Origin of the sequence: Paenibacillus sp. 3LSP (assembly GCF_032465655.1) — a bacterium.
GTDB classification, from domain to species: domain Bacteria; phylum Bacillota; class Bacilli; order Paenibacillales; family Paenibacillaceae; genus Fontibacillus; species Fontibacillus barengoltzii.
Map to the genome: position 1 here is coordinate 1 of NZ_JAWDJI010000040.1, position 13,406 is coordinate 13,406.

The 13,406-nt window shown below is 52.9% G+C and carries 11 protein-coding genes and 1 riboswitch; all 11 genes read right to left on the minus strand.

Annotated elements, in window-relative coordinates:
• Positions 1-399 (minus strand): iron chelate uptake ABC transporter family permease subunit (locus RW092_RS01920; RefSeq protein ID WP_316009365.1); only part of this gene is annotated, 399 nt, incomplete at its 3' end.
• On the minus strand, positions 396-1,406 hold the full coding sequence (locus RW092_RS01925) for an ABC transporter substrate-binding protein (RefSeq protein WP_028538550.1): 1,011 nt from the start codon (positions 1,404-1,406) through the stop codon (positions 396-398). The genes RW092_RS01925 and RW092_RS01920, both read right to left, overlap by 4 nt.
• Positions 1,407-1,652: 246 nt before the next feature.
• Positions 1,653-1,863: riboswitch (cobalamin riboswitch) on the minus strand.
• A gap of 80 nt (positions 1,864-1,943) precedes the next feature.
• Complete coding sequence (locus tag RW092_RS01930; protein WP_316009366.1) at positions 1,944-3,524, minus strand: methyl-accepting chemotaxis protein; 1,581 nt, start codon at positions 3,522-3,524, stop codon at positions 1,944-1,946.
• 156 nt (positions 3,525-3,680) lie between these two features.
• Positions 3,681-4,610 (minus strand): TRM11 family SAM-dependent methyltransferase, encoded by a 930-nt coding sequence (locus RW092_RS01935; protein ID WP_410055500.1) that lies wholly within the window; start codon positions 4,608-4,610, stop codon positions 3,681-3,683.
• Between the two features lie 99 nt (positions 4,611-4,709).
• Positions 4,710-5,921 (minus strand): response regulator, encoded by a 1,212-nt coding sequence (locus RW092_RS01940; protein ID WP_316009368.1) that lies wholly within the window; start codon positions 5,919-5,921, stop codon positions 4,710-4,712.
• Entirely contained in the window at positions 5,918-7,690 is a 1,773-nt protein-coding gene (locus RW092_RS01945; protein ID WP_410055501.1) for a cache domain-containing sensor histidine kinase, read from the minus strand. Before RW092_RS01945 ends, RW092_RS01940 begins: the two co-directional genes overlap by 4 nt.
• A gap of 77 nt (positions 7,691-7,767) precedes the next feature.
• On the minus strand, positions 7,768-8,592 hold the full coding sequence (locus tag RW092_RS01950; protein WP_085170502.1) for a carbohydrate ABC transporter permease: 825 nt from the start codon (positions 8,590-8,592) through the stop codon (positions 7,768-7,770).
• A 17-nt stretch (positions 8,593-8,609) separates the two neighbouring features.
• Positions 8,610-9,500 (minus strand): carbohydrate ABC transporter permease, encoded by an 891-nt coding sequence (locus RW092_RS01955; protein WP_316009370.1) that lies wholly within the window; start codon positions 9,498-9,500, stop codon positions 8,610-8,612.
• A 128-nt stretch (positions 9,501-9,628) separates the two neighbouring features.
• Positions 9,629-10,981 (minus strand): sugar ABC transporter substrate-binding protein, encoded by a 1,353-nt coding sequence (locus RW092_RS01960; protein WP_316009371.1) that lies wholly within the window; start codon positions 10,979-10,981, stop codon positions 9,629-9,631.
• A 232-nt stretch (positions 10,982-11,213) separates the two neighbouring features.
• A complete protein-coding gene (locus RW092_RS01965) occupies positions 11,214-12,398 on the minus strand; it encodes an MFS transporter (protein WP_316009372.1) in 1,185 nt (394 codons plus the stop codon).
• 135 nt (positions 12,399-12,533) lie between these two features.
• A complete protein-coding gene (locus RW092_RS01970) occupies positions 12,534-12,836 on the minus strand; it encodes an ArsR/SmtB family transcription factor (protein WP_028538557.1) in 303 nt (100 codons plus the stop codon).
• Positions 12,837-13,406: the final 570 nt, after the last annotated feature.

Consider the following 13,406-nt stretch of genomic DNA (forward strand, 5'->3'; position numbering starts at 1 on the left):
CATCGGAAGCGTAAAGATCCCAAACAGGGAAAACTGCCATCCGAAAAAGATCAGCACCGCCGCACCGATTGCCGAACCTGACGATACGCCCAGTGTAAACGGATCCGCCAGCGGGTTGCGCAGCACCCCTTGGAAGCCGGCGCCCGCTACGGCGAGCGAAGCGCCGACCAGCATCCCGAGCAGCACGCGAGGCAACCGGACCTGGACGACGATTTGCTCGGCTGCCGTCGTCCAATCCGGCGTGATCAGGCGGTCTAACCCCGGGAGCCTGTGCAGCAAGATCGCCGCGATTTCTCCAGCAGGCACATAAACGGAGCCGATGCCGATGCAGAGCAGCAGCGTCACAACCAGGAGCAAGAGCCCGATGACTCCGTATCCGGCGAATTTGCCGCGCTTCATGGCTGGATCAAATCCGGGTGAACCGCCTTGGCCACTTCAATCAGCCCTTGCGTGACGCGAGGGCCCGTACGGCTCAGCAGGTTATCGTCCAGAGCGATAATGCGGTTCTCCTTCACGGCCGTAATTTGGTCCCAGCCTGAACGGCCTTTGATGATGTCCGCTAACGTCTTGTTATTTTCGTCAACAACGCTTTTCGCGTATAAAATGACGTCCGGGTTCGCTTGGATAATTTGTTCCTCATTGATCTCGGACCATCCCTTGACATCGGAAGCAACGTTGATGCCGCCAGCTAACGTGATCATCTCATCCATGAATTCGCCTTTGCCAACCGTCCATCCCGGAGAAAACTCGATGTAGACCTTCTTCTTCTGGTCTTCACTTAGCGAAGCTACCGCATCAGTTACCGTTTGGACCTCTTCCTTCATCTTGCCGACCACTTCAGCAGCTTCAGCCTGATGGTTGGTAATTTCGCCGATCGTCCGAATATGCTCCATTACTTCGTTGATCGTCTTCGGATTGGACTGGAACACTTTATATCCCATATCCGTCAAGTTTTTGACCGTTGCTTCATCGATCAGGCTCGCCGCAAGAATTAGGTCCGGCTGCGCCGCCACGATTGCCTCGACATTCACCTGGAACCCGCCCATCCGCGGTTTGTCCTTCACCGCTTCAGGATAATCATCCAGGTCGGATACGCCAGCGACTTGCTCGTCCAGTCCCAGTGCAAACAGCGTTTCCGTCTCCGAAGGCGCCAGCGAGACGATACGTTCCGGCGCGGCTTCAAACGTAAACTCTTTACCGGTAGAATCAGTGACGGTATAAGGGTAAGTCGTCTCTTGTGCCGCCGAATTGTCCGCCGCCGCGTTCGTTCCAGCGTTTTGCGTCGGTTGTGCAGCGTCCGCTGTGTTCCCTGTCCCCGGGGTGACGGCGTTATTGTTACCGCAGGCCGCAAGCACCAGCAGCAACGCCAGCAGCCACAGGCTTCCTAGTCTTCTCCAGTTTTTCATCTCCAGATCTCCCCTTGCTTTATTTTTCAGTAAATAAAGAAACGCCTTGTGTTCCAGCGGTACGTTGTGCAGCCGGCGGCGAAGAAGTCCGGCTAACCCTCTACCGGCACAAAGAAAAAACCCCAATCCTAGCGGATGGGGTTACGTCTACAAAGTCATGCTGTGCGCACGCAAAGCGGAGAGACTCCACGATGGCAGCGCCAAGCCATGATGCTCTTGGCAGAACGTTATCCTTTCCTCGAAGGACCGTCTTGAATTCCCGTGGCAGGTCTCCTGACTTCCAGGTCTCGACGAAAACTCGCCTTCCCATCTCCCTTCGCGGGCGACAGTGGCATCATGAGCTCGTCCCTGTTTACAGTGGCGGGACCGTGCCGGATTTGCACCGGCTTCCCTTTTAACCCGAAGCGGTACGGCATGCTTCACCGTTGCTCCAGGACCTACGGGCACAAATTGTACGCTTGTCTTAAGGCTTTCTTCTCTATTGGATTATAGGGGAAAAGCGGAGGACTGACAATAACTAATCCGTTATTCCTTTGTTTAGCCCCGTTCTAAAGACAAATCGGCTCCCAGGACACCAATGACTTCACCTTCCCGGACAATCGGCACGGCCAGCGTCATGCAACGCCGCTTGGTGATCGCGGAGATATACACTTCGGAGACGACCGTCTCTCCGGCAATCGCCTGGCGGAACCAGTCCCGTCCTTTAGCGTTGAGCAAGCCGGCTTCCGGAATGGACATGATAAAAGATCCGTCCTGGCGGTTGGACCAGGCCGCTTCCAGGCCCGGCTCTGCAGCTAACAGCTGCTCCAGTGCAGCCCGGTGACTAGCCGGCTCCAGCATGCGGAAACCTGGCTGTTCGGCTGCCTCCAGCAGCTTCCGGGCATAGGCTTGACCAAGGGCCACCGCGTCTTCGCCACCGGCAGCCGGATCCGCCCCGGAATGGACGGAGTTCAATGATACCATCAGTTCGCCCTGGGCCCGATCCAAGCCCACGACCACCGTCTGCAGCTTGGAAATATGCTCTCGCTCCGATTCCATCCGAGCCAGCGCTCCCTCCACATGGGTGATGCTCCGATTGAGAGCCTCATGCACCTCGCTTAGCATCGCCTCCATATTCCGCGTCAGCTCGGCTTGTTCCCGGCTTCGCTGTCCCGCCTCGGCAACCAGCCCGTTCACCTCTGCCACTTCATCCGCAATGAACCGGATGTCCTCCCCCATTCGCTTCATCAGCGAAATTCCTTCCAGGGCCGAGTCACGTCCCTCTATCAGCGTGGACTTCACACGCTCGACATCCGCCGAGATTTGCTGGAACAACGGGGCGGAGGAGTTGATCGCCCTGGTGCTTTGATCCGCCAACTGGCGCATGCGCACGGCGACGACATCGAAACCTTTCCCCTGCTCGCCCAAACGAGCCGCCTCGATCGACGCATTCAGCGCAAGCAACGCGACCTCTGCCGCGATCTCCTCCAAGCTCCGATACAATGCGCCCAGCTTCCGGGTGTTCCCCTCCAGATCCTCCATCGGCCCCACGATCGACTCTTGGGATTGCGCCAAAGAACGAATGGTGCCGTCTACGGTCTCCAGCGCTCCCGCCATGCGCATGGCCTCAGCTCGGGTATTCTCACTGCGGGCAAGCAGATGCCCGGCGGCGTCATGGATTTGAGAGGCCGAGGCTGCCACCTCTTCCATCGCCGCCAGACTCTCCTGCACCTGTTCCAGCGAACGCTCGCTGCTTTGCTTCAGCTTCTGATCCTCGGCCGCTGCGGTATCGGCTAATCGTTGCAGCTGCTCGAGGCTCTCGCTCACTTCACCAACCGCCGCCTGCAATCGATCCGCCGCCACCAGAGATTCGTTAAATACCGCCGTCCAATCGGTTTCTGCTTGCGGGGGTTCACTTGTCCCCAAGGCAGAGCGCTTGTTCCCCAGCGCCCCGCCTCCCGAAGCTGCCCGCCAGCCGGGTTCAAAGAACAGCGCAACTCCTAAACTGAGGAAAGTAACTACCGCAAGGCAGGGGATATACCACGGCGTCTTTGCCCATATCGCACAGACGGCCAAGATCACCGTAAAGCCGCAGCTAAACCAAACGGCAAGTCTTCCCAACCCAACGTTTCGTTTCATATGCCCACCCCTGATATGTAAATTTTGCTAACATTATAAAATAGGACTAAAGGTATAGAAAGGAAAAATTTAGGCATTCCGAAGTTGGGTGCAAATAATCGACGGAATTCTGTAAATAAAAAAAAGATGAATGTAACACGATATGTTACATTCATCTTAAATTTTTCTTTGAACTTCCCAGACCAACCGTACAAAATTCCCTTTACTAACCGTACAGTGATCTGTGATGGAGAGCCCTGCATCGGCAATCTCCTGCTCCAGCGGTTCCGTAGAGACGATGACGGCCTTCGGGGCGATTCGCCGCACACTTTCCAGCATGCGCTGCCGCTCCGAAACAGACAGTACCGAGCACAAATTGTACGGCAAATCAACAATCGCCGCATCATATGCTCCCTCAAGCTCATTCATATCGCCGATCTGTACGCGATTCTCCTGAAACCCGAAGTGCCGCAGATTGCTTCTTGCGCCGCGGATCGCCAGCGGGTTAATGTCCCGGCCAACGATGTCAACGCCCATCGACAACGCTTCGATCAGCACATTCCCCATGCCGCAGCACGGGTCAATTCCCCGCTTCCCCTCCGGCCGGGGCAGGGCGATATTCACCAGCGCCCGAGCCACCGCCGTCGTCAGCCCGGTGGAGTAATTGTGCGGCTTCGCTTTGTAGGCAAGCCAGACAGGCTCGGCGTGATGACAGATCCCAAACACCCAGTCCTTCTCCCGCGCTAGCAGCCCTAGCGTTATGTCGGGATTCCGCATCTCCGCAATCCCGCGAATCCGGGCGCCGATCTGGCGCTCCACGCCGCGCTCCCCTTCATACGTCAGCCGCTGTCCACTCTTAAGATAACGCACTTTGAAGGTGCGTCCTTCCAATTCCAGCGTTGCCGCCATCTCCCCCAACTCCGCCAGAGATGGGGCAGCGAACAGGACGTCTAAGCGCAGCTGGACGTACGGGCTGCGATTGGGCGCCAGCCGCAGCGGGCTTTCCAAATAAGCGGCGCCCTCTGCATCATGCCCAAACAGCGCACGTTGTTCCATCAGGCAAAGCTCCCGCTCGCTCTCATGGGCAGCAAACGGATAAATATACATAGTGGGAGATGAATTTAAGCTCAATCTCGGGTGCAATCTCGTGACATCCTCTCTCGTCGAAGTCGTTCATTCTCCCATTGTACACCAGAACGCTCTTCCCTACTTACTTGGTTTGCCGCCGCTGGCCAGCAAGATGTTGATCTTTTGCTGCTGCCGGTATTCATTGGGCGTGACATGATACTTCTTACGAAACATCTGCGCGAAATGGCGGATGTCCTGATACCCGAGGTATTCCGCAATCTCCGCGATCTTCAGCTTCGGGTTCAGCAGCAGCTGCTTCGCTTGCTCCAGACGGAGCGAGGTTACGTATTCCTTGTAGCCGAGTCCCACCTTCTGCTTAAACAGCTGGCTGAAATACGCCGGGTTCAGGAAGACGACGGAAGCGACCTTTTCCAAAGAAAGCTCCTCATTGTAGTGCTCCTTGATATATTGGAGGGCAACTTCGATCGCTTTCTCCCCGCTGCCCTTCGGCGGATCCAGCAAAGCAACCGGCGAATCGGAAGCCTGTTTCATGCGCATGACCACCTGCGGCACCGACTTGAAATCGTTGTTTAAGCCTGAATGCACGATTTGAAAAGGCACCTTCAAATAGTGCTTCAAATGCGCCTTCACTTCCTCCTGAAACCGTTCGATCCGCTCCGGCTCCCGCGGCGTGATCAGACCCAGCAGGCTTTGGCGGTCATAGCTCACGACAAACCCTCGGCCGTGGCGCTCGATCAGTTCGGACAACACATTTTCGACGATAAAATGCTCCAGCCGCACGTTTTTGTCCCCAGCATCCATCTGAACCATCATCAAATAAAAGCTTTGATAGTCCTCGATAAACGGCGTCAGATCCAGATTCCCGATATCTAACCCCGAGGCTAATCGCTGAAATACACCCTCACGTAAATATTTCAGATTAGCTTTTAAGAGCTCCTCTTCCTTCGTCTGCTCGCTTTCCTCGCGAACCTCTGCGGCCAGGGTGCTGATAATTTCCTGCAGGCGCGTTTTCCCAATCGGCTTCAACAAATAATCGCGGGCCCCCAGCCGCACCGCCTCCTGGGCATAGGCGAATTCGCTGTGCGCAGAGATCACCACCCACTTCACCCAAGGAAATCGGCGTTTCGAAATCCGCATAAATTCCAGTCCGTTCATACCCGGCATCAAAATATCAGTGAGCACAATGTCGAATCGCTTCTCGCCCATCAGCTTCGCGGCTTCCTCTGCCCCTTCAGCCAGTTCAACCCCATACTCCGGATAAATCCGGTTGATCGTTCGCTTAATGCCTTCGCGAATCGCCCGTTCATCATCCGCAATCAAAATATTCATGTTGCAACGTCCCCCTCCATCGGAAGCGGCAGCACGACGGCTACCCTGGTTCCTTGATCAGGAATGCTTTCGATCTCCAGACCGTAACGTTCACCGAACATATGTTGAAGACGGCGGTGCAAATTTTGCAGCCCTATGCCGCTGCTGCCTGTACCGGATTCCTTCAGGCCGTGGCTGTTGATCGACTGCTTCAACCAGGCAAGCCGTTCGGCCGTCATCCCGTTGCCGTTGTCCTCCACCACGATTTTCAGCACGTCTCCAACCTCTTGGGTATATAACTTAAGCACACCTTGGCGTTTGAGCGATTCTAATCCGTACTTCACTGCGTTTTCGATAATCGGCTGAACGGTCATCTTTGGCAGCCGAATGTCCAGCCAGCGTTCATCGATGGTTTTCTCCACCCGAAGTCGGCCCTCCAGCCGGATCAAAATAATCGTCAAATAATGGTTAATCTGCTCCAGCTCTTCGCGCAGCGTAACCTTGGCTCCATCCTTCCACTCACTGCTGTAGCGAAACATCGAAGACAACGATAAGACGAGCTCGCCTAACCGATCGTTCTCTTTCTCATCAAGCATCCAATAAATCATATCCAGCGTGTTGTACAAAAAATGCGGATTCACCTGCGACTGCAGCGCATGCAGCTCGGCGTTCTTCTCGCTGACCGAGGAAATCTTCACCCGCTCAATCAGTTCTTCGATCCGGCTGACCATCCGGTTAAACGAAGCGACGAGAATATTAATCTCCTGGTAGGAGGAGACGTTCACCATTCCGCGGAAGTTCCCCATTTCCACCTGTCTCATCTCGCGGATCAGCTTCTTCAGCGGATTCGCAATGGTTCGCGATACGATGCTGGCGACGACAGCGGAGACGATGATCAGGATCGAGATGACGATCAGCAAATACCTCTTCGTCTCCACCAGCTCAACGTTCAAATCCTGTCGGGGAGTCACGCTGACCACGGACCAATCGGAAAAAGGCAGGCGAGACGCCACCGTAATCCCCGAATCCTCCTGCTCCACAACCAAGCTGTGGGCTGCATCCAGCTCTGGAAGGTCTTCCAGCACAGGTGCCGGTTCGGTTAATGAAGAGACAACCTGGCCCTGCTGATTGACGAGATAAACCTCGCTATGCTCGCCCAGCTTGAGATTATCCAATGCATCCAGCACCGGCCCCGGGTTCACCTCGTAAAGCACAATACCTATCGGTTTATGCTCGTTCAAATCGTAAATTTGCCGGCCAAAGGCAAACACCGGGCTGTCCTCGGCCAAATCGATCAGCGAATGGGAATAGACGCCCAACCATACCAGTTTCCCTGATGAATTGCGGAGCTGGTGATACCAATCCTCCTCGGGATAAGAGGGATCCAGCACATTCATCGAGTTGCCGTAGTTGTATATCTTCCCCCGGTTGGTGATAACGTGAATGCCCACCAAATCGTCACGGGAATAAAAGATCGCTCCAATAATGTTCGTAATCGATTGTTCGTTAATATAGGCTACCGCCGGCTCGTCGGTTTTTTCGTTCAGCAGGCGGATCATCTCAAAATTGTTGGTTATCGACTTCGACAAGCTGTCGTATCCTTCATAAAGCAGGCTAAACAACCCCACGGTCTGAGCGACGTTCTTCTGCGACAGGTCGCTGATTTTCTCGTGATACTGCTCCGTCGTCCGGCTGTAGTAGAGCACGCTGACGATCAGCAAAATGCCCGACATACAAAAAAGAAACAGCAAAAACAACCGATGGTTTATGGAATGAAAGCTGTTTCGCAACTGTTTTCTCCCTCCCAACCCCGTGTCCTGCTGCTCCTTCATTATAAGATGGCTTACTTATTTTGCAAGCGCAGTCTTTACCCTTTTACTGCCCCGGCTACCATTCCTTTCGTAATTTGGTTGGACAGGAAGAAATAGATCAAAATGACCGGCAGCGCACCCATGACCAGGAAAGCGCCGATGGCCCCGTAGTTCACGGAATATTGGCTGACGAACGTATATACCCCAAACGGCAGCGTCTTCAGTCGCTCCGACGAAATGAACGTAGCGGCCAAGATATATTCGTTCCAAATCGTGATAAACGTTAAAATGCAAACCGTCATCATCGGCGGAACGGACACCGGCAAAATAATGCTGCGGAAGATCCGATAAATGCTCGCTCCGTCGATAAACGCTGATTCCTCGATTTCCGCCGGAATGCTCTTCATAAACCCGCTAAGGATAAAGACCGAGATCGGAGTGGAAAAAGCGATATACGGCAAAATCAGCGATAGATGCGTGTTGAGAATATCAACGTTCTTGAAAATCACCATCAACGGCAACAGCGTAGCCTGCATTGGAATCATCATCCCCATCAAAAAGACGGTCATGACCATGTTCCCATACCGCCAGCGAAACCGCGAAATCGCATACGCCACCATCGAGCTGAACAGGATGACGCAGATCATGGTGATCCCGGTAACGATCACGCTGTTCGATAAATATTTCAAATAGCTCCCCGACTCGTAAGCGTCTTTGTAGTTGTGCCACTGCAGCTCTTTCGGCAAGGCGAAGAAGCTTCCGCCCATGATCTCCTCATTCGTCTTCAAGGAATACAGCAGCAGCCACAACAGCGGGTACAGCTGAGTAACGACCGGAATCGCAAACAGCACGTAGACGATTCCTTTTTTGACTTTTCGCATGAACCTCGCCTCCTTTGCTAGCTGTATTTGCGCTCAAGCTTGTTGAAGATGGAATTGATGATCGCCGTGCATGTGAGGCACAACAGAACCAGGAACGTAGCAATCGCGCTGCCGTACCCGTATTTCAAAGACAGGAACGAGCTGTTGTACATATGCGTGGAGATGACGTCGGTGGCGTGCGCGGGTCCGCCGGCCGTCATGACCATCACAAGGTCGAACGCCTGCAACGAGCCGATAAACGCCAGGACGATCGATATTTTGAAGATCGGGACGATCAGCGGCATCGTGATGTAACGGTCTGCTTTGAACCCTTCCGCCCCGTCGATTTTTGCAGCTTCATAAATTTCATCCGGAATGTTCTGCACCCCGGTATATTGAATGAGCAAATGATAGCCGAAATACTGCCACAGCGACACGAAATACAAACTGTACATGGCGATTTTCGGCTCAGTCAGCCAGTTATGCGTCCAGTTGTCCAGACCTAAGGCGATCAGCACGCCGTTCAGCATGCCGCCCATCGAGGTCGGGTTATAGATCGTTTTCCAGAGTTGTCCGATAATAACAACCGATAAAATGACCGGCGTAAAATAGATCGACGCCAGCGTATTCCCCTTTTTCAAATAACGGCTAAGCAATATAGCAAATAACAAGCAAAGCGGAATCTCCAGCATGGAGGCTACCGCATAAAGCAGCGTTCTCCGGACCGACGGCCAGAAGACCGGGTCGTTCCAGAACATATCCCGGAAATTGGACAGCCCCGTAAACTTCGGGGTGGTGATCCCGTCCCAGTTCAACAGGCTGGTCCCAAACGATACGAGTATCGGAACAAACACCAAGCACACATACAACAACAGACAAGGCAGTACGAAGACGGCTATTGTGCGTGCGGGCACCTTCAGTACTTTCATCTCTCCGCCCCCCAATAGAAATGCGATGCGAAGAAGCGCTCTAGCACGAATGCTGTTAAGGGCTACTTCGCATCGATGGAAAGGTAACTTTTTGTAAAAAGATCAGGTATGGTTATTGGCTTAAGGAATTACTGCTTGTTGGCTTCATAGGCGGTTTGATGCTCTTTGGCCACTTGAGCGGAATCCACTTGCTGCACGAACAAGTTTTGGATGCTGCTGAGGTGAACTTGCGCTGTTGCCGGGTTCATCGTATTGTCGAACGCCAGGTCGCCGCCCTTCACTTTGTTGAACAATTCAGCGACTTCGATCGCCAGATCAGAGTAGCCTGCGGCTTTCAGGTCACCGTCAACTTTTTGACCAAGGCCAACCGCGTTTTTGTTCTCAAATTGCTTCTTCGGGAAGTTCAGCGCAAAGAAGTTCAAGAAATCCTTCGTTTCTTGCAAATGCTCGCTGTTCGCCGATACCGCAAACGCACTGCCCGGCGCTAGCATAAACTCATTGGGGTCTCCTTTGCCGTTAACCGTCGGGAACGGGAACGCTCCCACTTTACCTGCAACGGACGAAGCGTCGATGGCCCCGGTTTCCCAGGAACCGATGACCCACATAGCCGCTTGACCGGATTTGAAAATGTTACCGCCTGCCGTAGCGTCAATCGAAGTTGCGCCGTCCGGGAAGGCACCGGCTTGCACCAGCTCTTGGAACTTGTCAACAGCTTCGATGAAGGCCGGATCTTCGAACGTTTTCTTTCCGTCCATGACGTCTTGCAGGAAGCCTGGGCCGCCGTTTGTACGAAGCAGAATGTTCATGAACAGGAACGAACCGGTCCAGGAATCCTTCTCCCCGATTGCCAGCGGCGTGATGCCTTTTTCTTTGAAAATCTTCACGTCAGCCAGGAATTCGTCGAACGTTTCCGGGACTTTCGTGATGCCGGCTTGCTCGAACAGTTCTTTGTTATAGTAAACGACCTCGATGTTGTTGCCGTCTGGCAATGCATAAACGTTGCCGTCGAAGCTGTAATAATCAAGCAGCCCCTCTTGGTACGTGTCTTTCAGCCCGTTTTGGTCCAGCATGTCGTTCAGCGGTGCCAGCAGACCGGCGTCCACGAACGGTTTCATTTGTGCTGCCGGGTTCACAATCGTAATGTCTGGAACCTCTTTGGATGCTGTTTGCGTTTTAAGCTTGATTTTTTGCTGGTCGGTATTCAACGTGTCAAGCTCGATATGGATATTCGGATGTGCCGCCTCATACTCTTCCACCAGTGCATGAATCGTTTTGTAGGACGGAGTCGCCGGGTCCGGATAGATGTTCTGGAACGTGATGGTGATCTTCTCTCCGCTTCTGCTCTGTCCCCCGTTTCCAGCAGGCTCATTCGCCGCCGCGTTATTCTTCCCACCGCCGCCTCCGCACGCCGACAAACTCAGCGCCAACGCGGCGGTTAAAGCGATGGCGGATGTTCTCTTCCAATGCTTCTTATTGAACATTAAATCATGCCCCCTGTGTTTAGGATAAAACCATTATTATGCCTTTAAGCGCTTTCAACAAGGCGCGAACTTCAGGGATCCGGTTGGTTTTTTTTAGGTATGTAGAATTTCCCCTGTTTCCTTGGATTTGGGAATGAAGGGGGCGGGGCTCCTCGTGTCGTTTAGTTGTCATGCATCATCTTCCGAAAACCGGAAGATGATGCATGACAGTCGTTTGCAATCAGGTACAACTTCAATTCATTTCTCCGATACCTTCCCTGCCGGCACTCATTCGCATTCTCAAGAGCGACGCCACCACGATCGCAATAGCGACACCAACCATCCCGACCCAGGTAATGGATGGCAGAGACACCCGTTCGATCATGACGCCGCCGATTGCAGCCCCCGCAGCCATGGACAACTGCATCATGGATTGGTTCAGGCTCAGCATGATTCCAGAATAATTCGGTTCAATCCGAACCAAATTGACTTGTTGCGTTGGACCGGAGGACCAAGCCGCAAACGACCACAAGATCAGGAGGATGACAATCAGCTGCCACGAGTGCGTATAGGCAACGGATAGAGAGAGGAGAAGCAGCGCGATGACGTGCAAGAGCAATCCCCCTGACAGTGTCGGGAACACCCCCCATTGATCCGCGCTGAAACCGCCGAATTTGGATCCGAGCAGGCTGGCGATGCCGAAAGCCAACAGCACTCCGCTCAATATCCCTTCCTTCAATCCGGCAACATCCAGCAGATACGGTGAAATGTAGGTGTAGGCGATCGAGTATCCGCCGAGCCAGAAAAAGGTAATCGCAAGCCCCAGCGCTACGTTGCCGTTTTTCAAGAAGGCAAGCTGCTTGGACAACGGCATCGGTTTATCCCCTTGAACTCGGGGGATGATGGCGTACAGAACGAACATAACCACCAGACCGGCCAGTGCCAATATACCAAAAACCGATTTCCATCCGAGTTGTGATGCAACGATACGTCCAAGAGGCACGCCGATAATCAAGGAGGCCGTAAAGCCCATCACCACGGTAGCAATCGCGCTGGCTTGTTTGCCGGGGGCGGCAATTTTCGCAGCGATGTCCAATGCGGTTACCACAACCATTCCCGCGCCCAGAGCCATGATGACGCGAGCTGCGAGAAACGAGGCATAGCCAGGTAAAACGAAAGACAGGATATTCCCGATCACGAAGATCCCCAGCGCCCAAACCAGCAGTTTTTGTCTTTCCACCTTGGCAGTCAAAGCCATCAGAATCGGGGTGCCAATGGCGTACACAAAAGAAAAAATCGTGACCAACTGCCCCGCGGAAGTAACGGAAATCCCCAGGGTATCCGAGATCTTATCCAAGATGCCGGAAATAACGTACTCGGAAGTACCCACCAAAAAAGTAACTAATGCCAATAAATAGACTTTCCACGTGCTAGACAATACGTTCACTTCTCCTTCTTTTTGTTGTATGAATCGTTACCGACATGAGGATCCTTTTGATAAATTCATATATCGCAATATGTCGATCTGTTGGGCCGAAAAAAAACTGAATACGTTTGAGGTATTCAGTTCAGATTAGAGTTTCTGATTTAAGAAATCAGCTAATTCGCTTATTTTCTCTTCGTTGCGTTTGTAGTACGTATATTTGCCGATTCGCTCGGTTCGAATCAGTCCGGCCCGTTGCAGAATGGACAAATACTGCGACGCTGTCGACTGTGTCATGTTCAACTTATCCGTCACTTGACTGACACACACCCCGATTTCCCTCATATCCACTCCTTCATGGGGCACAAAATGTTTTTCGGGCTCCTTCAGCCACTGCAAAATCTGTAACCTCGACTCGTTAGACAACGCCTTGAACACTTCAATTGGATCCATGTCTTGTATTATATCTACATTTTGCGATATGTCAATCTAATCTTTAATGCCCCATAAACCAAGTTCTAAGCCTATTTTAAAACCTCATTCAATGAAACGCTGCGGTGATAAAATCCATAAGCCGAAGCTCATTCGCGGACGCCGCTGCAGTTTGCGGCAGGAGGGCTGCGGGAAGTGATGTATTTCGGAGGACTGGACGCGGTCGGCTCGAACGCCTTCGTTTGTGGGGCGTCGCCGTGGGATTTTTGGTCCTGCTGCTCGCTTCCGGATTGAAGGCCGGTCGAGCGACAGATGCGCCCCCTACTTCTGTTACAGGGGATTAAAATAGTGTGGTGGCATAATCAGCAATAAGCGCTTTAGAGTAGGTGCTTCTTTCGTGAGACCGTTTGGTGCGTTTGATGTTTTGGTGCCGAACTCATATTGTATTTTATACAACATTTTGGGCCCATGGGGGAGCTGCCAACCGCAAAATGCTGTATTTCGTACAGCAATTCACAGTATTATGGGCCCTCCCCCACTAGCCTTGCATCTAAAGTGACATGGTATTCAATTAATTGTTAATCTTGGTTG